At 37.1% G+C, this 22,560-nt stretch carries 20 protein-coding genes; 11 read left to right on the plus strand and 9 right to left on the minus strand.

Annotated elements, in window-relative coordinates:
* Window positions 1–54: 54 nt before the first annotated feature.
* On the plus strand, window positions 55–759 hold the full coding sequence (locus ICG50_RS08050) for a hypothetical protein (protein ID WP_187660398.1): 705 nt from the start codon (window positions 55–57) through the stop codon (window positions 757–759).
* Between the two features lie 351 nt (window positions 760–1,110).
* Here ICG50_RS08050 and ICG50_RS08055 read toward each other — a convergent pair whose 3' ends face one another.
* Window positions 1,111–1,725, minus strand: coding sequence for an SOS response-associated peptidase (locus ICG50_RS08055; RefSeq protein WP_187660399.1), 615 nt, complete (start codon window positions 1,723–1,725; stop codon window positions 1,111–1,113).
* A gap of 315 nt (window positions 1,726–2,040) precedes the next feature.
* Between ICG50_RS08055 and ICG50_RS08060 the strand changes: the two genes are divergently transcribed.
* The 3 genes from ICG50_RS08060 to ICG50_RS08070 all read left to right on the plus strand — a co-directional run bounded on the left by ICG50_RS08060 (window position 2,041) and on the right by ICG50_RS08070 (window position 4,731).
* The gene (locus tag ICG50_RS08060; protein WP_187660400.1) at window positions 2,041–2,445 is read left to right on the plus strand and encodes an RDD family protein; all 405 of its coding nucleotides are present in this window, start codon (window positions 2,041–2,043) and stop codon (window positions 2,443–2,445) included.
* Window positions 2,446–2,545: 100 nt separating this feature from the next.
* On the plus strand, window positions 2,546–3,586 hold the full coding sequence (locus tag ICG50_RS08065; RefSeq protein ID WP_187660586.1) for a ligand-binding sensor domain-containing protein: 1,041 nt from the start codon (window positions 2,546–2,548) through the stop codon (window positions 3,584–3,586).
* Window positions 3,587–3,717: 131 nt separating this feature from the next.
* Window positions 3,718–4,731 carry a M64 family metallopeptidase gene (locus ICG50_RS08070; RefSeq protein ID WP_187660401.1) on the plus strand — a complete coding sequence of 338 codons (1,014 nt, stop codon included), beginning with the start codon at window positions 3,718–3,720 and terminating at the stop codon, window positions 4,729–4,731.
* 21 nt (window positions 4,732–4,752) lie between these two features.
* On the opposite strand, the gene ICG50_RS08075 is transcribed toward ICG50_RS08070, so the two are convergent.
* The 4 genes from ICG50_RS08075 to ICG50_RS08090 are packed head-to-tail and all read right to left on the minus strand — an operon-like array spanning window position 4,753 to window position 7,820.
* Window positions 4,753–6,183: a DUF3570 domain-containing protein gene (locus ICG50_RS08075; RefSeq protein WP_187660402.1), complete on the minus strand. Its 1,431-nt coding sequence runs from the start codon at window positions 6,181–6,183 to the stop codon at window positions 4,753–4,755.
* An 8-nt stretch (window positions 6,184–6,191) separates the two neighbouring features.
* Entirely contained in the window at window positions 6,192–6,401 is a 210-nt protein-coding gene (locus ICG50_RS08080) for a DUF4266 domain-containing protein (protein ID WP_187660403.1), read from the minus strand.
* The gene (locus ICG50_RS08085; protein ID WP_187660404.1) at window positions 6,394–7,383 is read right to left on the minus strand and encodes an FAD:protein FMN transferase; all 990 of its coding nucleotides are present in this window, start codon (window positions 7,381–7,383) and stop codon (window positions 6,394–6,396) included. The genes ICG50_RS08080 and ICG50_RS08085 overlap by 8 nt, the downstream gene beginning before the upstream one ends.
* 2 nt (window positions 7,384–7,385) lie before the next feature.
* Window positions 7,386–7,820, minus strand: a complete 435-nt coding sequence (locus ICG50_RS08090; RefSeq protein WP_187660405.1) for a thioredoxin family protein — start codon at window positions 7,818–7,820, stop codon at window positions 7,386–7,388.
* Between the two features lie 419 nt (window positions 7,821–8,239).
* On the opposite strand from ICG50_RS08090, the gene ICG50_RS08095 reads away from it, so the two are divergent.
* From ICG50_RS08095 to ICG50_RS08105, 3 genes are read left to right on the plus strand one after another with little or no spacing between them, the layout of a single operon-like run.
* Window positions 8,240–9,556, plus strand: coding sequence for a serine hydrolase domain-containing protein (locus tag ICG50_RS08095; RefSeq protein WP_187660406.1), 1,317 nt, complete (start codon window positions 8,240–8,242; stop codon window positions 9,554–9,556).
* A 46-nt stretch (window positions 9,557–9,602) separates the two neighbouring features.
* Window positions 9,603–10,334 (plus strand): YoaK family protein, encoded by a 732-nt coding sequence (locus ICG50_RS08100; RefSeq protein WP_187660407.1) that lies wholly within the window; start codon window positions 9,603–9,605, stop codon window positions 10,332–10,334.
* 3 nt (window positions 10,335–10,337) lie between these two features.
* Window positions 10,338–10,715, plus strand: a complete 378-nt coding sequence (locus ICG50_RS08105; protein WP_187660408.1) for a ribosomal maturation YjgA family protein — start codon at window positions 10,338–10,340, stop codon at window positions 10,713–10,715.
* On the opposite strand, the gene ICG50_RS08110 is transcribed toward ICG50_RS08105, so the two are convergent.
* Both ICG50_RS08110 and fabG read right to left on the minus strand, forming a co-directional pair.
* On the minus strand, window positions 10,707–12,734 hold the full coding sequence (locus ICG50_RS08110; RefSeq protein WP_187660409.1) for a hypothetical protein: 2,028 nt from the start codon (window positions 12,732–12,734) through the stop codon (window positions 10,707–10,709). The genes ICG50_RS08105 and ICG50_RS08110 overlap by 9 nt on opposite strands.
* Window positions 12,735–12,826: 92 nt before the next feature.
* Entirely contained in the window at window positions 12,827–13,573 is a 747-nt protein-coding gene (gene fabG, locus ICG50_RS08115; protein ID WP_171223289.1) for a 3-oxoacyl-[acyl-carrier-protein] reductase, read from the minus strand.
* A gap of 130 nt (window positions 13,574–13,703) precedes the next feature.
* Here fabG and ICG50_RS08120 point away from each other — a divergent pair, with 130 nt between their 5' ends.
* From ICG50_RS08120 to ICG50_RS08135, 4 genes are read left to right on the plus strand one after another with little or no spacing between them, the layout of a single operon-like run.
* Window positions 13,704–14,390 (plus strand): MbnP family protein, encoded by a 687-nt coding sequence (locus ICG50_RS08120; protein WP_187660410.1) that lies wholly within the window; start codon window positions 13,704–13,706, stop codon window positions 14,388–14,390.
* Window positions 14,387–15,406 carry a cytochrome-c peroxidase gene (locus ICG50_RS08125; RefSeq protein WP_187660411.1) on the plus strand — a complete coding sequence of 340 codons (1,020 nt, stop codon included), beginning with the start codon at window positions 14,387–14,389 and terminating at the stop codon, window positions 15,404–15,406. The genes ICG50_RS08120 and ICG50_RS08125 overlap by 4 nt, the downstream gene beginning before the upstream one ends.
* A 37-nt stretch (window positions 15,407–15,443) precedes the next feature.
* Window positions 15,444–16,793 (plus strand): YHYH protein, encoded by a 1,350-nt coding sequence (locus tag ICG50_RS08130; protein WP_187660412.1) that lies wholly within the window; start codon window positions 15,444–15,446, stop codon window positions 16,791–16,793.
* 16 nt (window positions 16,794–16,809) lie between these two features.
* A complete protein-coding gene (locus ICG50_RS08135) occupies window positions 16,810–17,994 on the plus strand; it encodes a cytochrome-c peroxidase (RefSeq protein WP_187660413.1) in 1,185 nt (394 codons plus the stop codon).
* A 40-nt stretch (window positions 17,995–18,034) separates the two neighbouring features.
* Here ICG50_RS08135 and ICG50_RS08140 read toward each other — a convergent pair whose 3' ends face one another.
* Window positions 18,035–20,134, minus strand: a complete 2,100-nt coding sequence (locus ICG50_RS08140) for a DUF7619 domain-containing protein (protein WP_187660414.1) — start codon at window positions 20,132–20,134, stop codon at window positions 18,035–18,037.
* A gap of 92 nt (window positions 20,135–20,226) precedes the next feature.
* Entirely contained in the window at window positions 20,227–22,512 is a 2,286-nt protein-coding gene (locus ICG50_RS08145; RefSeq protein ID WP_187660415.1) for a T9SS type A sorting domain-containing protein, read from the minus strand.
* Window positions 22,513–22,560: the final 48 nt, after the last annotated feature.

Consider the following 22,560-nt stretch of genomic DNA (forward strand, 5'->3'; position numbering starts at 1 on the left):
GCAAGCCGGAACGTTAGCAACAAGCTCACCTCAAAATACTAAAAATCAAAATTCATGAAAAATATTATTACAATATTATTGTCTTTTATTTTATTAATCTCTTGTAAACAATCGACAAATGTTCCAGTCAAAAAAAAATTAGACTATGCTAACAAAACTGTTTTGGATAGCTTAATAAAATCAACATCACAATCGAAAGACACTTTATTTCTTGGTTTTATGATTGGAATGAAGAAATCAGATTTTAAAAAACAAATCGAAAAAATTAGAAGGGAAGGTAAAACTATCACTTTTTCGAACTCAAATGGCTACACATCAATTGCAGGTGAATTTGATCTTGGAGCTGGATATACTTTTAAAACAAGTATTTCTACTGAAAGTGAAGGAAAAACAATAACTGGTCAAGGAAGTTATTTTATAGAACCCATTTATAATAAAAATGGTGAATTGTCGCAATTAAAAATTTTAGCTTCAGAAGATTGGAATAATAGTGGTTATTCAATTGACAAACCAAATTGGTTAAAAAATAAAATTGAAGAAAAACATGAAGAATCAACAAACGAAAGTTTAAAAAAAGCACTTGTTGATAATGGAATAATAAGTGATTACAATACAGTTTGGCAAAAGGGAAATTTAATAATTTATGAAACTAGTATAACAGTTAATTATGTTGATTTAAAAACTCTATTGGTTGAATTATTAGTCAAAGAATTGGAAAAGGAAGTTATTAAAAAAGAAAGCAAAGATGTTACAATATAAAGCAAGCTACTAACAGCCGTTTCGCGCAATAGCTGATTTATAACCCACCTCCCTTTCACCCCCCATACTTCCACCCTACGCACACATACCCTTTTTCAGTGGTTACCATATGCAAAGGGTACTCAATTTTCTGGGCTAGTTTTTGCACCAAGGCAATGCGGTAGGGCGATAACTTTTCATAGTATTGAAAGATATAGATGTACTGTCCCTTTTTGTTTTTTACAAAAAAAGTTTGTTTGATGGTGTGTTTCTTTTCCGGGTAAAAAAACTGCAACGACTCCTCGGTGCCCGGGGCCAAACGCATTAAGATGTCTTGCATTTGCAGTACCGTTTCCTTCTTAAACCCCATAGCTATAGTGTAAAAGCAGTCAGCCTGCAATGATAGGGATAGGCAAACTCGGTTAGGTTGGCGCCTTGCAACCATCGGTCTTCGTCGGTTTGGTGCAAAATGACCGGCATGCGTTCTTTGGTGTTGTGCACATACTTCATCGTGTCATTGCCTTCGGTAGTCAGTATCGTAAAAGTGCGCAGCAATTGGCCGGTGGCAGGATGGTTCCAATCACTGTACAAACCCGCAAAACAAAACAGATCGCTTTCGTGTTCGCTGCTCACTATAATATAAGGGATTTTAGTTTTGCCCTCGTGCCGCCATTCGTAAAACCTAGAGGCCGGAACTAAACAGCGGTTTTGGTTGTAGTCTCTAAAGCTGGGCAATTGGCTTGCGGTTTCTATTCGGGCGTTCAAAGTGTTTTTTCTAAACGCGAGGTCTTTACTCCATTGCGGCAACAAACCCCAAGAGCCGGTGGTAATCAGCTCGGGAGCCTCATTAGTGATTAGTAAATTTTCGGGATGCGCAAAACCATTGAACTTCTCATTAGGTTGATAGGTCGTACTGTTTTTCACTTCCCGATTAAAACGTTTTTTAATCACGCCAATATTTTCGGGCAATCCAAAATAAAAACACATAGCAAATCGGTTCCTGTAAAAATACTAAAAACTATCTTTGGTCTTCACAACACTAAATTAATTCAAAATTTTTTTTCAGTGGTAAGAAAAAGTTTTTATCTTTACCTCACTGAATAAGTTTATTAATTTTCACCCAGTATACCACAATCGAAAGCATTCTCCAAAGAGTGCTTTTTTTTTTATGGGCACCCATCGCCCCCTAACCCACTTAAGGCATTACAGTGTTGATAACTTGCATAATAACCTTACAAATTATAAGGAGTTATTTTGTAAGTTTGGAATACAAGTGCCGAGAGGATTAAATTTAAAACAACTATGAATTTTAACAACGACATAAGCATTGATTATGCTAGTAAATTATCCCGATTTTTGGGTTTTATGCTGGACAATTTTATATTAATAATCCTCTATATTTCCTCCACACTCCTTTATGGGGATTGGTATCAAGAAATAGTGGGAAACAGTTTTCTAGCTAATTTCGGCTTTTTTTTATTGGGATATTTTTTATACCATTTCCTTTTTGAACTTGCTTTTAGTTGGACACCCGGTAAATTTTTAACCCTTACCAGAGTGATTAATGAATACGGATATAAGCCAAGTTTTAAAGCCCTGTTAATTAGAAACGCTTGCCGATTCATTCCGTTCGACCACCTCTCCTTTCTTTTTGCTGAAAAAGGGTGGCATGATGCTATTTCAAAAACAACCGTGGCAAATTTATAAGGGTTTGCTGCCATAATTTGGAGACTGACCCCAAAAAGTGTCTTTGATAGTATCAAATGATAGCATCGCCAACCCAATTACAACCCTAAAACAGTCCCTTATGAAAGTAAACATCCTTTTATTGTTGCATTTTGCACTGCTGTTGACCTCGTGCAACGGACAGACCACTGTTCCGAAAAAAGACACCGACCAAATTACTAAGGGAGACACGGTTAAAGCATTGGGCAGCAGTATAATGGTGGTTTATCAAGACCAAAAAAATGTTTATTGGTTTGGCAGTTGGGAAACAGGTCTCTATAGCTATGACGGCAAGACCTTGATTAATTATACCACAAAACACGGTTTACCCAACAACCGCATTGATGAAATTAAAGAAGACCAATCGGGCAACCTATACTTCTCTAGTTGCCATCCAAAATCGACCATAGTTAAGTTTGACGGCACTACCTTTACAACCTTATCGCCTATCGCGGATTCCGACTGGCAACTGCAACCGAATGATTTGTGGTTCAGACACGCCTATCAAACTGAAAAAGTGTACCGGTATGATGGCACTATTTTACATGAATTGCAGTTGCCAAAACCTGCTGAACATCAAAATCGTTTTGAAATTTACAGCATTTATAAAGACCGCAAAGGATACCTTTGGTTTGGGACCAATCCGGTTGGCGTTTGCCGCTACGACGGAAAATCATTTGAATGGATTACAGAAGAAGATGTGACCGAATTTCGCGACGAAGGCGCTAACGGAGTGCGTTCTATTGCAGAAGACCAAAAAGGCGACTTTTGGTTCAATACCGAATACCGCTATACTATTGACGATACTGCGCCCTTAAAAAACAATACAATATACACCAGACATAAAAGCATAGGCGGTTTAGACGGGAAAAAGGACAGCCATTTAGACGAATACCTTTCAACCGTAAGAGACAACCAAAATAACTTGTGGTTTGTAACCTATCGGGATGGCGTTTGGAAATACGATGGCACTACCATTACGCATTATCCGGTGCAAGTGAATTCAAAAAACGTTACGGTATTCAGCATTTACAAAGACAACAAGGGCGATCTTTGGCTAGGAACACACGACAATGGTACCTTTAAATTTGACGGAACTAGTTTTGTGAAATTTAGTCTATGACGAAAGAAGTGTTTGTTGCATTAATGGGTATTTGGAATCTTTAGAAGTAAACTGTACCTTTATAAAACAACCTATAGCAGCCCACATTTTAAAATCCTTAATTTCGAGTTCCTTAAAAAACTACCTGCCTTATGAAAAAAATAAAAATAGTACTGTGGACGCTGATCATTGGGAGTACTTTCTCCTGTAGTAAAGACGCTGAAGTAACGACCGATGATTCTTCTGAAAATTATTTTCAAGATAAAGAAGTGGAAATACTCTTTGAAAACGACCCGGAAAATGGCATTAATGTGATTTTTATGGGAGACGCCTACTTGCGTGCCGATTTAAAAAGAGACAATGGAAAATACAAGCATGATGCGCTTAAATCGATTGAATTTTTATTTAACGCCCATCCGTTTTTTGAATACAAAAACCATTTTAATGCTTATATAATCTATGCTGAATCTTCCATCGAAAACAGTAGCAGCGGTATCGTTGTCAATTATCCGTTTGGGACTACCAACGCTACCTCATTTTTTCAATATCCGATTATTACCAATTACGAGGCCGTAAATGAATATGTTTTTAAAATAAAGGGACGATCAATTTCCAATAACGATTTAATACTTATGGCTGTTAATGGTCAAACCGGAGGAAGTGCTTATTTAGGCAACAACATTGCAGTATTTGGCACCTCCGGATCAACAACATCCAGCTCTTCTGCATTTTCAACTATGCTTCACGAAGTCGGTCATGCTTTTGCTTCGCTTGGCGATGAGTATATTGTTCCCAATGAAAATGCAACCTACATACCCGAAGGGCAAGCCAATCTTGACAACACTAATGATCTAAATCTCATCAAATGGAACCATTTTATTGGGTTACAGGGATATTCCAGTGTGGGCGCTTTTGAAGGAGGAGGCTATTTGGAATTCGGAATGTGGCGACCTGAACTAAGCAGTATTATGAGAGGAAATATTGGTTCCTATTTTAATGCGCCAAGTCGAGAAGCCATTGTAAAAAAAATACTGTCTCTTAGAGGAATACCCTATAATTTCAATGCCTTTTTAGCAGCCGATGCCGGAAACCAATCCAACCGAAATTCCAATGGAATGAGTTATGGAAAAACGGAAAGAATCCAATGTGGCGTAAGGAAATACTAGCCTTTACTATTCAACCGACCCTTATTTGTCCATCACAAACTTAAAGCCCATCGAAACGATATCGGCACTCAAAGTATCGCTACGTTGGTAATGATTGTAACGGAAATCAACATTTTTCAGGCCAAACTTCCAAATGTGGGCTTTGGTAAAAATGTCTAAGTATGTTGCTCCTACCCCATACTGACTGGCATTGAAAGTTGACAAATCATAATCAGACGTATAATACTTCTCGGTGGAAAGATGCGTTTCAAAAGGCGCAAAATATTTTGATTCTGTTTGCGTATAATAACGATACATCGGATAAACCGTAAAATGGTCATTCAATTTTATTGGCACTTCAATGTTAGCGGTATGCGCTTGTACGCCCCAATCGTCAGTATAATAGCGATAATAAGTACGCAGTTTAAAGTGTTCGTTGATGTAATAGTTTAAACGGGCACCAATCGGCAATTTAAAACGGGAATCCGGCAAACGCTCTATGTCGTCAGCCAAGCGGTAAACTCCAACGTTTTCCGGACTTTCATACACCGGTATGTATTGGCTTTGCCCCACGTAATAATTAGGTTTATCGGCAAAGTAAATTCGGTGGTAAGGCGTAGACAATAATCCTTGTTGTTGTAAGATATCAAAGAATATAGAACCTTGCAGTTTTTTAGACAATACTTGTGAATAGGCAAACGACAAGGAATACGAATTTCGATTCACCGCTTCTATTGATTCAAATTGGGAAGGCAAATACCCGTTTGAAGCCAAGCCATTTTGATCATAAATGGTTATACCACTGAAATAGCCGTTGTTTAAAAAGGAATTGCCATACTTGTCATATTCGTGTAATTCTGTTGGCAAAATTGGTCGCCATTGGTCTAAATATACATTGGCTTTTAAGCTAAGCTCGGTGTTCTTTTCATTAAAAAGTTTGGCCACACCACCGCCAAAACCTATAGAAGTATAATCGTATTCGTTAGAGAAAGCCACATCGGCATTCCAAATAAAGTTTCGGTCATCGGAACTATGACTGTAAGCAACGGTCACACTGGCCAAAGCATCTTGGGCTGAGGCACCCGAAGAAGCCAACCAAGGGGTTCCGTAAGGAGAACCCGCTTTATCGTCATCATCGTCATCACCACCGCCTGAAGCACCGGAATCGTTAAAAGGATTAATATTACTGGAAGAAGCCGAGGTATAAGCAGACAAACCGGCGTCTACCGTTAAAATATCATCGGCATTCATAGGCATAGTTACTACTATATTAGAAGCTAAATCGGTCAACTTCTCAGAACCCATTCCACCCGAAACGGCCGAATGCACCCCGTCTTGTTTGTAATAGCTCACTAAAAAATCGACTTCCGTGGCCTCTAAAACTCTCTTTTTGAAAACAACAGTACTGTCTTTTTCTTGAGAGAAGGATTGATAACCACTTAGTAAGGCAAAAAGGATTAGGTATTTTTTCATGTCAATTATTAGTTACAACCACAACCACCACCTGTTTTTCCACCATTGGCTCCGGCGGCCGCTTCACGATACACCTGAAAAGTTACTTCATAGCGTTCGGCCGTTTTTGCCGATAATTTCATTTCGGGGTCATTGATATATTCTTTTTCATATTCTTTCACAGCCGTGCAGGAAGACATGAAAACAAGGAGTACGAGTAGGGAAAATACTTTAGTCATGTTGGTATTTTTTTAAATCTATATTATTTGATGTGGAAATCTTTCCGTCTTCATCCACCATAATGCATCCTATACCGGGCAATTGGTTGACTAAGTTCATGCCGACCTCTTTACCCAAGACGAATACGCCTGTGGCTAAGGCATCAGCCAATTCCGTGGTTTTGGCAAAAACACTTACGCTTATCAACCCCGAAGCCGGATAACCGGTTCGGGTGTCAATAATGTGCGAATAGCGTTTGCCGTTAAAAGTCACATATTTTTCATAACTGCCCGAAGTCTCCACCGCAGTATCTTCTAGTGGAAAAGTGGCAAATATTTTGTTTTTATTCATAGGGTTTTTAATCCCAACTTTCCATTGTTCGCCAGTAGGTTGTTTGCCCCAAGTGCTGATATCGCCGGAAATGTTAACCAAACCTGCCGCACAACCATTCGCTATTAAATGGGCTTTGACTTTATCGGCTATATAACCTTGTCCTATGCCGCCCATGCCTAGTTTCATGCCTTCGAGTTTTAAGAAAACGGTTTGTTGTTCTTTATCAATTATAATGTTTTCATAGCCTACCTTCTCTACCGATTTTTTGATGGCTTCCGGAGATGGCATTTCCTTCATGCTGCCGTCAAACTTCCAAATTCGGTCCATAGAGGCATAACTAATGTCAAAAGCCCCATCGGTTAGTTTTGATATTTTGATGGAACGTTCAATTAATTCAATGAGTTCCAAAGGTACTTTGACCGCTTGCTTACCGGCATTCTGATTGATTTGGGATAAGGGTGTGGTGGGAATCCAATCGGAGATTAGATTTTCTATGCGTTTCACTTCGGCAATGGCCATGTCTTCATATTGGTTGGCTTGAACGGTATCATTGGCCACCACTGTAATCTCAAACGGACTGCCGAGTAAACTCACTTTTCGTTTGTGGATTAGTTGGGCATTGGCACTGAAACCAACCGCTAACAATACTATAAAGAGTAATCGATTCATGTTTATGGGATAAGGGCTTGTAATTCGGCTACAAATTTATCTGCGGATTGGTTTTCGTACCCTTTTTTGGCGATGACTTTTCCTTTTTTATCTAAAACAACTACCAGTGGAAAAAACCCTTCCTTGTTGTATTTTTCGGCCAAAGCCAAATTGGAGGTTCTCAACTCATCCGGTAAAGCGTTGTTTTTCTTTTTTGGGAAATCGGCGCGCAAAAGGACTAATTTATCTTGGGCATAAGCTTTAAAAACTTCGGATTGCCATACGTTTTTATCCAACTTGATGCAAGTCGCACACCAATCAGAACCCGAAAACACTAATAGTATGGACTTGCCTTCTTTTTCGGCAGTGGCTTTTGCTTCCTCGAAATTGGTGGTCCAGTTTTGCGCTAAACTTGTGGCAGAGATTAGTAAAAATGCGGCTAAAAATATCTTTTTCATGTTGACTTTTTATGTAAAGCAAGTTAAGGTTCATTTACCCTACTTGAAATAGAAATAAATTATTATTATTATTATTATTATTCGTTGGGTGTAATACAATTGGTATGATTATTCAACCACATAGAAACATAAATTTTATAATTTTTGAAAGTCGTTTCACTTTATTATAGAAAATCATAGCTATATGAACCCAAAAGTTGGGCTATTCAACTCTTTTTTCTATGTTTCTATGAGGTTAAATTTTGTGTAAACTAGATTTAATTGATTTTGATTAATTACACCCAACGGGTAATAATTATTTTTATTCGGATTGTATTTTATAAAAAAGCGCACTTAAAATTTGCGTTCAACTTTCAATACCCTTTCAATTTTTCATAAATTGTAATACCTTTACCTTTCTTAAAACATCCACATTAATCATGGCTAAAAAACTTCTCTTCGCTTTTATTTTTGCATCTTGTGTTTCTACTTCTTTGGCACAAAATGATTATGCTAAATTAGACAGTTTGTTTACATTGTTGGAAAGCAACAACAAGTTTATGGGCAGTGTTGCCATCAGTCAAGGCGGAAAAGTCCTTTACAGTAAATCCGTGGGAGTTACTAATCTGTATAACAAACAAAGAGCTACCAATGCTACTAAATACCGTATAGGTTCTATTTCTAAAATGTTTACGGCGGCTATGATTTTCAAGGCGGTTGAGGATAAAAAGTTGTCTTTAGATCAAACTATAGATACTTATTTTCCTAGTATTCCTAATTCAAAAAAGATCACCATCAGTAATTTACTAAACCATCGCAGTGGTATTTACAATATAACCAACAGCGGCGATTATTGGAATTATTATACCCAACCCAAAACAGAAGCCGAAATGGTAGCCATAATTGCTAAATTTAAAAGTGATTTTGAACCCAACAGCAAATCCGATTACAGCAATTCCAATTACATCTTGTTGAGTTATATTTTAGAGAAGGTTTATAAAAAACCCTATGGGCAAATTTTAACCGAAAAGATTACTACACCATTAGGATTGAAAAATACTTATATGGGTAACCGAATTACCTTAGGGAAAAATGAATGCTATTCCTTTACTTATACTGAAGAATGGGTGGCCGAAAAAGAAACCGATGCCTCTATCCCGCTTGGTGCCGGTGCAGTAGTTTCAAATCCAACCGATTTAACACTATTCATCGAAAGTTTATTTGCCGGAAAAATTATTTCGAAAACAAGTTTAGCGCAAATGACCGAGATTAAAGAGGGTTATGGCATGGGTGTTTTTCAAGTGCCTTTTGACAACCGAAAAGGATTTGGTCACACCGGAGGTATTGACGGATTCAGTTCTGCCTTGTGTTATTTTCCGGATAGCAATGTTTCCGTAGCTTTAACATCAAACGGCAATAATTATGACAACAACCAAATCATGATTGCCTTGTTGAGCACTTATTACGCCTTGCCATTTGAAATGCCATCTTTCAAAACGATTGCCTTAACTGAAGAAGCATTAGACAAATACCTGGGTAATTTTGCCAGTGAAGAATTGGCGATGACCATCAAAGTAACCCGAAAAGCGGATAAACTCTTTGCCCAAGCCACAGGCCAAGGTGAATTTCCTTTAGAGGCAACCAAAACGGACACTTTTGAATTTTTAGCCGCCGGAATCAAAATAAAATTTGATTTACCCAACAACCAAATGACTTTAGTACAAGCCGGCAAGAGTTATATTTTTAGAAAAGTTTAAATAGATTAGTAACGGTCTGAACCTAAATTATAATTACTTTTAATCTATGTTTAGACACCAAGGCAAAGCCAGAACTTTTCTGCACAATCTGCGTTTAGCGGCACTATTGTCATTAGTGGCCGGGATTGTTAACATTACCGGTGTTTTGGGCCTAAAAACACTGACCACCAATGTCACGGGACATTTCGCCTACTTTGCCGAAGAGATGATGCGAAAAGATTATGCTATCGCCATTACTTTTTTGGTTTTTACATTATGCTTTTTGTTGGGTTCGTTTACTGCCAATACCATAGTAGAAATAGTTTTACAGAAACGACCGAGATTGGCACACGTGATTCCTATTGCTATAGAAATTGTAATGCTCACAAGTATAGCGCTGTTTTTAGGCACTTCCACTATTTATGAAGTTTATGGAAAAGTGGAAGCGTTTTTATTACTGTTTGCGATGGGTATTCAAAATTCATTAGTGACTAAAGTATCGCAGTCGACTGTAAGGACAACACATTTAACCGGTTTGTTCACTGATTTGGGTATTGAACTTTCCCAATTGTTCTTTTATAAAAAACCGGAACAGCAAGCCAAGTTAAAATCGAACATTTATTTAAGATTGTCTATTATCACTTTCTTTTTTATAGGTTGTGTTGTTGGCGGAATTGCTTATGGTTATCTCCAAATAAAAACCTTATTGATTGCGTCATTCGTATTAGTCATAGCGTTGTTTTATGATTATCTGCGCTTGAAGTTTTTTGAAATTACCCGAAAATCATTTGATTCATAATTTATGCTTAAGTTCAACAAAAACTATTTTCTACTAACCCTTTTGCTTTTTTTGATTGAAGTGTGCATTGCGCTATTTGTTCACGATCACTTTGTCCGACCTTATTTGGGCGATGTTTTGGTGGTGATTTTGATTTACTGCTTTGTAAAATCGTTTCTGACTATTTCCGTAATTAAAGCGGCAACAGCTGTTTTGTTGTTTGCTTTTGGGGTTGAAACGTTACAATACTTTGCCATCATAGAAATACTCGGACTTCAAGACAACAGCTTAGCGCGAACCGTAATTGGAACTTCTTTTGCTTGGGAAGATATTCTGGCTTATATAGTAGGAATTATGATAGTAATTGTTTCTGAAAAATGGCTTAGAAAACCATTAAAGTAAGCCATTATATTTTCTGATAAACCATTCGGCAGCCAACGAAAGTGCTAATAAAACCAACAGCCAAACCCAATCCACCAAAGGCGATTTCTTAACGATGGTTTTCTGAATGGCTTTGTAGCTTTCGTCTTCTGACAATTGTTGGATTAAAGCGTCAATTTGGTTTGGTAAATAAGCCTTTCCTTGCGTTTGTGTAGCCAATTGGTTCAACTTATTCCAATCCGGATTAACAAATTGCTTTTCGATATCAAAATCTAAGACTTCAAATCCGCTGCTGTAAGAGGAATTGGAATTCAATTCTTTCACGGTAAACTTGTAGTTCCCGGCCGCTAATCCGTCTAAATTCACTTGGAAAGCATTCGTGGTTCTTAGCAAATCGTAGTTTTTAACTTGCTTGGTTTTGGTATTGGTTACCGAAATGGTTAATCGAGCTTTTTCGTCTAATTCGTAGTTTTTATTGAAATATTGTGCGGTAATTTCAATGCCTTCGCCTGAATTGTAAAAACGCTCGTGGTTCACTACCAAAGACTTTCTGGCATTATTGGAAGCCAAATATTGAATGGTATTATCCAAGAAAATATCGAAGTCTACAAAGTCTTTTTTGGTCAAATAATTATCGGCACGCCATTTCCAAATGTTCTCTCCGAATAAATAAGCCGAACGTTTGCCTTGCTCTTCATTGAAAGTCAACAAAGGTTGATTGGTGGCAATGTTTCTGATAGTTGACGATAATAACGTATTGGTATTGCCTTTTGCGGTTATCGTTCCAAATGGATTTTCTAAAGGCGGAAATTGTTCGAAGCCAATGTTATTCAGCGCAAACAAATTAAACTGAGAATCATACGAAGCCAAATAATCTTCTTTTTGCGAACTCATTTTAAAGACAAACTGACTTTGATTTTGGTTTAAAAAGTTGAAATCAGTGTCATTTCCGGTGATAATCCAGGAGTTGATTTTGGCATTAGCATTCTTCTCAAAAACCGATTTAAAAGCCGCAGTTGGCTGGTACAGAATTAAAATATTGTAATTTTCTAAGCTACTGACTTGATTAGGTTTAAGAATGGTTACTTTTCGTTGTGCATTAGTTTCGATGGCGCGTTTTATCGCACCCAAATCGGGATGCGCCATGTCTGAAATCAAAGCTACTTCTGTCTTTTGATCAATGACTTCTACTGCAAAATTCTTTGTGTTGTTATACGTATTTTTCTCTTGCTCTTTAGACGAAACGGTGGCTTTCAAAATTTGCAATCCAACGTTGTTCGCCGGCAATAAAACATTCAACGTAGCTGATTTCTTTGAGGGAGAAAAGGCTACCGTTTGCTCATTTAAAACCGAATTGTCTTGGGTAATTTTAAAAGAAGCATTAATACTTTTGGTTCCCGAATAATTCAAGAACACTTCCACCGGATATTTGTTCTTGTGGAAAGCGTATTTGTTGACGTTTAGCTGAGTAACTCTCAAATCCAAATAAGTCGTCGTATCGCCTAAAACCAAAGGATAAACTTTATTCTGTGGATTAAACCCAAAAACATAATCTTCACCCGAAGTCTGGTTTCCGTCTGAGATTAGAATAGTTGGAAACGTTTGGTTTTTATAAATGTTCTTCAAGCTTTTCGCCACGACATCTATATTGGATTGTGTCCCTTTAAAATCAATGGTGTCCGAAGGCAAAAAGTCTGCATCAAACTGATACGTCTGCACTTCAAACTTATCATTTAAAGCCGAATTGTCTTTAAGTTTCTCAAACAATTCCATCGCTTGTTTGTCCGATTTCAAATCAGCCATAGAAGCTGAATTGTCAATCACAATAGGCAAAGGCGTTTTAACCGTTTCAACCGTTTTGCGCGTAATGATTGGATTAATCAACAAAAGCAATAAGCCAAAGACTGAAAAGAAACGCAAAAAAGCCAAAAGCAAAGTCACTTTCGACCTGCTTTTGACTTTGTATAAATATTGGTAAAATGACACAGCGAACGCTATTCCTAAAGAAAGCAATATTAGTAAAACAGTGTTTGTGGTCATTTATAGTTTATTTTAAATGTTGAATTTTAAATTTTAAATGGTTTATCCAAATAAGATTAATTCAAAATTTATAATTTAAAATTTATAATATTTTAAGTCAGCATTCCTCCGCAAACATTCAATACTTGTCCGCTAACGTATGCACTCATATCAGAAGCGAAGAATAGACAAGCATTCGCAACATCTTCCGGAGTTCCGCCACGTTTTAACGGAATAGAATCTCTCCAACCTTGCACTACATCGTCGTTTAGTTTAGCAGTCATTTCAGTTTCAATAAAGCCCGGCGCAATCGCGTTGCAACGGATATTTCTGGAACCTAATTCTAAAGCTACCGATTTGGTAAATCCAATCATCCCCGCTTTTGACGCGGCATAGTTGGCCTGACCTGCATTTCCTTTAACCCCAACAACAGAACTCATGTTTACGATAGAACCTTTGCGGTTTTTCAACATGATTTTCTGAACGGCTTTAGTCATATTGAATACTGATTTCAAGTTGATTTCAATTACTTTATCAAAATCCTCTTCGCTCATGCGCATTAAAAGGTTGTCTTTGGTGATTCCGGCGTTGTTGATTAAGACGTCAACGTTTCCAAAATCGGCCATAACATCATCGACTAATTTTTGCGCCTCGTTAAAGTCAGCGGCGTTTGATTTGTATCCTTTGGCTTTGATGCCTAAAGCGGTTAATTCGTTTTCCAATGCCAAAGCACTTTCGGCAGAAGAACTATAAGTAAAAGCCACATTGGCTCCGTGTTGGGCAAAAACTTTAGCGATGCCGCTTCCGATTCCTCTACTCGCGCCGGTGATAATGGCTACTTTTCCTTCTAATAATTTCATATTATAAAAATTAGTTTTGTTTGTTTTAATGAAAGGTCAAATATAGGAATATTTTACACGTTGAAAAAGTTAACTTTACTTTTAAACCTTTTCCTTTTTATTGTGTCTTAGAAGTCAAACCAACCAAAATATGAATAAGACAACTTTAATTGTTACAGGGATACTGCTGTCTTTTCTGTCTTTTGGGCAAACCAAAGATTCTTTGAGTATCAATTTCAAAGCGAGTTTTGACCAATTTCCTTTGGAACTCAATAAGCAGTACATCACTTCTATTAAAGATACTGTTTCGATTACCACTTTCAAATGTTATATTTCCGATATTGAAGTTCAATATGCCGATAAAACCGTTTTTAAAGAAAAAAACAGCCATCACCTACTCGATGTAGAAAATCCGAACTCGTTGCAAATCCCCATTACCGAAGCCAATGACAAATTGATTTCAAAAGTCGTTTTCAATATTGGAATTGATAGTATTACCAATACTTCCGGAGCATTAGCCGGAGATTTAGACCCAACGAAAGGCATGTATTGGGCTTGGCAAAGCGGTTATATTAATATGAAATTGGAAGGTACAAGTCAGAGTTGTAAAACCCGCAAGAATCAATTTCAGTTTCATCTTGGTGGCTATTTGCAACCTTATTATGCCATGCGAAAAAAAGTGATTAATGTCAATGGTAATAGCAATATCAATATCGGAATAGATATCTCTATTTTTTTAGCCGAAATCCATTTGGCCCAAACCCATTCAATCATGATTCCCGGAAAAAAGGCGATGGATTTAGCGGATATCAGTACTAAAATGTTTTATCTCGAATGAAAAAAGTCTTTATCATATTTGGCTTTGGTATATTACTTTTCGGAATTGTGGCATTTTCCAAAAGCTATTTCACGCCTATTTATTTTGAAGTGCCTAAAGGTTGGCCACAACCTAAATATGATTTCAAGAAAAACCCTTTAACAGAAGAAGGTTTTCAATTGGGCCGACATTTATTTTACGATCCTATTATTTCGCGAGACAGCACGATTTCCTGTTCGAGTTGTCATTTACAGCAAACCGGTTTTACCCATGTTGACCACGATTTAAGCCATGGTATTGAAGGCAAAATCGGCACCAGAAATTCTTTAGCCTTAATCAACTTGGCTTGGAACAATAATTTCCATTGGGATGGCGGCGTAAACAATCTTGAAGTGCAAGCAATTAATCCGATAGAAAGTCCGGCAGAAATGGATGAAAAACTCGAAAACGCCATAGCTAAATTACAACAAAGTGATAAGTACAGAGCATTATTCGCTAAAGCTTTTGGTGATGATAAAATAACTTCTCAACGATTATTAAAAGCTTTGGCACAATTCACCGTATCGCTTAAATCTGCCAATTCGAAGTACGATAAAGTCATGCGTAAAGAAGAAAACTTTAGCACTAACGAAAAACGTGGCTATGACTTATTCAAAGTTAATTGTGCTTCTTGTCATGCTGAACCGTTATTTAGCAATGATCAATTTAAGAACAACGGATTGGCTATTGATGCCACTTTAAATGATTTAGGGCGAATAAAAATCACTAGTCGAAAAGAAGACCAACAGCGATTTAAAGTACCGACTTTGAGAAATATTCAATTTACATTTCCTTATATGCACGATGGTCGATTTAAAACTTTAACTGATGTCGTAAAGCATTACAATTCATTAGGCAAAAATTCCAATCTGCCCAAAGAATTAGTACAACCGATGAATCTTTCTGATAACGACAGAGTTGATTTGGTTGCTTTTTTGCAAACACTAACCGATAAAGAATTCTTGTACAACAAACGATTCAGCTTTCCGAAGGAATAAATTGATAAGCATAATTAATTAACCAATTCAAACCAATATGAAAACCAAATTAACGCTAACCCTATTATTAACCTTTAGTGCTTACCTTCAAGCCCAAACCAATCCTGCTATTACTTCTTGGTTGCGCAATACTACCGGAATTACCGGTCGCCATTATGTTTCCGGAAATCCTACTCCGATAACGGATGCTGTTTTAGCCAATGTACAAACCGTCCAATATTCTATCAATTGGGTTTATGTCACTACCAATGGGATTCCGGCTTATATTACCGGGCCGTTTTTAGATGGAAATCCATCCTTGGCTACCAGCCGAAATGGTGCTATTTTCAGATTTCCATTGAATCCAACGCAAAACACAGGAACACCTACCAACACGACCGGTGGTAATATTGGTTTGTTTAAAAATGGTGTCGCTTTGTTTGATTACAGAGATGGTGTTTCATGGAGAAATGCTTCGAGTCAAATTTGTGGCGGACCGATTCAAGGTTGCACAGGCGATGGTGTTTGGAACCGTGATGCTGTTTATGCCGAACGCGCAGGTTTTGATTGTGCCAAAGCACATCCGGCTATGGGCAATTACCATCACCATCAAAATCCGTCTGCATTTAACTTAGATTTGGCGGTGCTTTCTACTATTTGTGACACTTATCCTTCTGATGGTTTGTATGTTATCAATCCGGCAGAACATTCGCCTTTAATTGGTTTTGCTTATGATGGTTTCCCTATCTATGGCGCTTACGGTTATGCCAATGCTGATGGAACGGGTGGCATTGTCCGAATCAAATCGGGTTACCAATTGAGAAACATTACTACCAGAACACATTATGTTAACGGAACCAATGTAACTGATGGACCTTCGGTGAGTACGACTTATCCTTTGGGTTATTTTAGAGAAGATTATGAATTTATTGCCAACACTGCGGCTGATTATTTAGATGTACACAACGGTCGTTTTTGCGTAACTCCTGAATATCCTTTGGGAATATACTGTTATTTTGCTACGGTTGATGCCAATCACAATTCGGCTTATCCTTATGCGGTTGGACCAACCTTTTATGGCAACAGAACCGCTTCATTAGTAGCTTCTATTACAGAATCGACTTCGCAATATACTTTGGACAATACCGATTTTAATTTGTCAAACCTCAATATCAAAATCTATCCAAATCCGGCACAAGAGTTTATTGCCATTCAAACGGATATGGTAGAAGATAACCTAAAAGTTGCTTTGATAGATGTCTTAGGAAAAACCATCCAAACCAATGAGATTTTGCAAGGAAGTACTCTTTGTATTATGGATTTGTCAACGGTTTACAACGGTACTTATTTTGTAAAAGTTGCTAATGGAAAGGATGATAAAACGTTCAAAATTATTGTCAATAAATAAACTTAACCCAATTAGTATGTATAAAAAAATCAGCACCATATTGTTCATTGCCCTCGCCTATTCCTGTGGTAGTGATGACAGTTCAGAATACGTTCCAATCGACCCTTATGCCAATATCACAGCGACTTTCGGAAGTACTATTAATACGGAAAGTCTTGCCAATTACGCCAATCAGACGATTCCAAATTATATCACCAAAGACAACACCGGCGGAAATGCAATTACGGATAAAGGCGCTACTCTAGGTCGGGTTTTGTTTTACGACAAAAATCTTTCTTCTAATAACACTATTTCTTGTGCTAGTTGCCACCAACAAGCGAATGCTTTTAGTGATACTACTATTGCCAGCAATGGGGTTAACGGTACAACCGGTAGACACTCGATGCGATTAATTAATACGCGCTTTGCTAACGAAGCGAAGTTCTTTTGGGATGAACGCGCCATTAATTTAGAAACGCAAACTACTATGCCTATCAAAGACCATGGCGAAATGGGTTTTAGCGGTACTAATGGCGATGAACCTTTTAGTGGTTTAATCACCAAGTTAAGTACTATTGGTTATTATAAAGAGTTGTTCCAATTTGTTTATGGGAGTGAGGAAATCACCGAAAACAAAATCCAATTGGCTTTAGCGCAATTCATTAGAAGCATCCAGTCTTTTGACAGCAAGTATGATATTGGAAGAGCCCAAGTGGCCAATGACGGTCAACCTTTTCCGAACTTTACCGCACAGGAAAATCAAGGGAAAAATTTATTTTTGTCACCACCTGTTTTTGATGCCACAAGCAATAGAACTGCAGGAGGTTTAGGTTGTGCCGGTTGTCATGCTGCGCCTGAGTTTGACATCAATCCAAACACTGGAAACAATGGTATCATTGGCACTATTAACGGCACCGGAATTGACATTACCAATACCAGAGCACCTTCTTTACGCGACTTAGTAAAACTTGACGGAACCACTAACGGACCTATGATGCATACTGGAGTTATTACTACTTTACAAGCAGCGATTGGTCATTACGGCACTATAAATTTGGCGCCGGGAAATACAAACTTAGACCCAAGATTACGTCCTAATGGTTTTGGACAACAACTCCATTTAACAGCACCTGAAGTCAATGCTGTGATTGCTTTTCTCAGAACGCTATCGGGAACTAATGTTTACACCGATCCGAAATGGGCCAATCCGTTTCCGAATTAAAAATAAAAACTCCCGAGATAATCGGGAGTTTTTTTATTAGCTATTCTTTTATAAACTTACCTGTTGAACTTCCTCTATCACTAATTATCTTAATAAAATAACTGCCTGCTTGTAATCCAGAGACATCAATAGTTTCACTCGGATTCGCATTCACTTGAATTAACTGTCCCAAAGTGTTATAAATATTTACCGATGACATAACTACAGATTCTTTTGCAGTAATAGTTAGCAAATCTTTGGTTGGCACCGGAGACAAACTAAACACACTGTTAAACTCAAAATCTTGATTGTCCAAGGCTTGAACTGTGGTAGTATAAGTATCTGTAACAATGGGAAAGTTATAATCAAAATAAATATCAGCACTATTAGCAAATGTATTGCCAACCACTAATGTCGGTTTGGTTTTAATTTTAAACACTACGTACCCACCATTATTGGCATCGTCAAAGGGTAAGTTGATGTTTTCAAAAATAAACTCGAGTTGATTGGTATTAATCACCCGTGTTACAAAGGGATGACTACCATAAAGAGGAACCAAAGAAGTCAGGTCAAATTTAGTTACATCAATTATATCTTTTATCACTACATTTTCAGCGGCGAATGTACCGGTGTTTTCAAATCGAATTACATAATTTACATATTGGCCCACCATATTGGGTGTGATGGAAGTACCTTCCACACAAGTTTTGTCATTGGGGTCGTAAGAACCTACTACAACTTGCTTTAGTCCTGATTCATTGTCTAGAGGATATCCATCATCTTGAATCGGATAGATGACAGCTGCAAAATTCAATTGGTCACCAATAGCTATAGCCGGAGTTTCTGTAGGCGAATTGATATTCATTGTAATCATAAAATCTCTCCTTTCAAATGGTAACAAATCGGTATAGTTCCAACTCATAAAACCTAAACTTTGGCTAGTTGGTATTGGTGTTACAGAAACTAAATCCATCTTACTGTCTTCATAGGCAAAGGTTACGGAGCCTGACAGTGTTACATTTCCTTTATTTCTGTATATTACTCTATACGTGGCATCAAATCCGGGTCTTGCGGGAATTAACGGAACGATGGTTATTTCTAAATCTTGATGAACACCCAAAGGGGTAACACAAAAATTTTGAGTAAACGGATTTGCTTGCGTAGGAAAGGAAACATTAAAGGACGTTGGAGATAAAATAAAATAAGGGGTATTTTCAATTTGTGGCGTTATGGTATAATTTCCGGCAACAACCGGTATTGAAAAAGCGCCTGTTTGGTTAGCAAACAATGAAAAAAAGGAAGTTCCATTAGTCACATTGAATCTCATATAGGAATACCCGGGATCGTTGGAATCGCAGCCGTTATTATCAGTATCCATTTTGCTTACGCCATTCACTGTATAATAAGTTCCTCCGGGTGTAAAAGTACAATAAGAGTTCAAGTTAGTAGTCATCCCAAAAACATCCAATAGATTTTGAACGTTTGTGAATTGACCTTCATCTGCACAGATATAAGTTAGATTGGGATTTCCTCCAATTCCAAGGGAAGCTTCATTCTTTCCATTCTTAATAAATAACGTTTCCAGTTCATTTGAACCGGCTGTCATATAATTCAGGCTAATACAAGTGCTAAAATCTAAAGTAGTCAGATTGTTGGATTCACAGCTCACGTTTGTTAAATTCACAAGGCCTTCCACATCCAATACCGTAATCTGGTTTTGAAAACAAGTAATTGACAACATTTGGGTCAAGCCTGTAAAATCCAAAATCGATAGTTGATTTACTTGACAAAACAATCTCGTGAGGTTGGGAAAATAGGAAACGTTTAAAGTGCTGATTGAGTTGTAGGCACAATTTAATATGGTAAGATTGTTAAAGTATTCAATTCCGGTCAAATCCGCAATTAAAAGTCCGGTAGAAGCCGGAACATTATTGTTGTTGACATCCAAAACACTAACATTTAATGCTTCTGCCACTTCAATTTGACCGTTGTCGTTGGCATCAATTTTAAAATAAGCACCTGCCAAATTTTTAGCTATTTGATTGGAAGGGCTTGCCGATAAAAGCTTTGCCTTAAAATTAGCATCCGGGATGGTAATCACTTGAGCGTTTGCTGTTAATGACAATAACGCTAGTAGTAAATTGAAGTAAAGCTTTTTCATGAAAATGGTTTGATGCTCAAATATATATAAAAATACGGGGAAGATACTATGTCTGCAAAAAAACTCCCGAGAGTATCAGGAGTGTTTCATCGCTATTCTTTTATAAACTTACTAGTAGCACTACCCCTATCGCTTATGATTTTGATAAAGTAACTACCACTCGACAAACCGGAAACATCAATGGTCTCTGTTGGATTGGTATTCACTTGAACCAATTTCCCTAGCGTGTTGTAAATATTGACCGAAGTCATTACTACAGAATCTTTTGCCGTAATAGTTAGCAAATCATTAGTTGGCACAGGCGATAAACCAAACATAGTGCTAAACTCAAAATCCTGATTGCTTAAAGCTTGAATAGTTGTAGTATAAGTATTGGTTACAATCGGGAAATTATAATCAAAATAGATGTTGGCACTATTACTGAAAGTATCACCCAATACCAATGTTGGTTTGGTCTTGATTTTAAACGCTACATACCCATCATTATTGGCATCATCGAAGGGTAAGTCAATGTTTTCGAAAATGAATTCTACCTGATTGGTGTTGATTCGGGTGATAAAAGAATGGCTTCCATTTAATGGAATTAATGTAGCGATGTCAAATTTAGCACTGTCAATCATATCTTTTACGACAATGTTTTCCGCAGCAAATGTTCCGGTATTCTCAAAACGAATAAGGTAATGCACATATTCTCCAATCATAGTAGTAGAAACGGTTGTTCCTTCCAGACAAGTTTTGTCATTAGGATCTAATGAGTTTACTACGATTTGTTTTAGTGAAACTATATTATCGATTGGAATTTCATCAATGTCAATTGGAGTTATTGTTGCCACAAAATCTAGTTGGTCACCGGCATTAACCGCCGGAGTTTCTGTAGGAGCATTGATATTTAAAGTTGTTAGAATTTCTCTACTTTCAAAAGGTTGTAAATTTGTATAATTCCAAGTAAGTAAGTTTACTTCTTGATTGGACATGATAGGAATTGCGGAAACCAAATCAATTCTGTCATCTTCAAATTCAAAAGATACTGAACCTGAATGTGTTTGATTTCCTTTATTTTTATAAACAATTTTATAACGAGCATCAAAACCCGGTCTTGCCTGATTTAATGGTACAAGAATTACTTCTAAATCTTTGTGAACTCCATTTGGAATTACACAAAAGTTTTGTGCAAAAGGACTGACTAGATCAGGAAAAGTAACACTAATACTCGATGGCGAAACCGTAAAATAGTTTGGATTTTCTAAAACTGGAACAACAGTATGCGTTGCTGCAGTAACTGGAATTGTATAATCACCAGTGCTATTGGCAATAATATTAGCATTTTGAAAACCATCAGTTATGGAAAAATTTAAGTTAGGAAAAACTAAATCGTTACTATCACAACCATTGCTATTACTGTCATATTTTACATTTCCCTCTATAGTGTAATAAGTACCGCCTGGTGTAAAGCTGCAATACGAATTAATTTCAGCATCATTGCCTCCTAAATAATTAACATAATAATCTACCCAGGTTTTTTCATCTTCATCCACGCATACATAAGTAATGAGATTACCGCTTGTAATATTCAGTTGAGTTAGCTGAGAACCGTTTTTTAGGAATAATGAATTAATAGGATTCTGATTTATAAACATGTAGTGCATAAATGGATTATTACTGATATTAAAAGTCGTTATTTGATTGTTCATTGCCAATAAATCATACAAAGCCGGCAAGCTCGTTAAATTAAGACTGGTCAACTGATTGTTTCCACAATACAAATACTGTAAGCTAGGCAGGTTGTTAAGCCCTAGAAATGTCAGAGCACAATAGGAAACATCAAGCTTGTTCAATAAAGGAAGGTTTGAAAAAGTGAGCGAAGTAAAATCATTACCGTCTGCATCAACGTGTTTTAAATTAACTAATCCTGTAAAATTCAATGAACTCAACTGATTTCCACTACAAAAAAATTCTTCAAGACTTGTTAAGTTACTTAAATTTAAGTTAGTTAACGAGCTATTGTAACACCACAACGTCTTGAGATGTGTCATATTATCTATTGGAAGACTCGTGATTGGGTTGTTATTGAAAGTGTATAACGTCACCAAATTAGTGAAATACTGCAATCCTTCCACCGACGATATTGTACAACTGCTCAAGCTACAACCATTTCCGTTTACGTCAAGATAAGAAACTTGTAAAGCCTCACTTATCTGTATTTGAGCATCATTATTGGCATCAATCTTAAAATAAGTTCCTGCCAAATTTTTGGCTATTTGATTGAAAGGGCTTGCCGATAAAAGCTTTGCTTTAAAATTTAAATCAGGAATGGTAATCACTTGGGCGTTTGCTGTTAATGACAATAGCACTAGTAATAAGAAGTAAAGCTTTTTCATAAAATAGTTTGAACCTCAAATATATAAAAAACATTTGTAAGACTATCC

This window comes from Flavobacterium buctense (genome assembly GCF_014486695.1).
In the GTDB taxonomy this organism is placed as follows: domain Bacteria; phylum Bacteroidota; class Bacteroidia; order Flavobacteriales; family Flavobacteriaceae; genus Flavobacterium; species Flavobacterium buctense.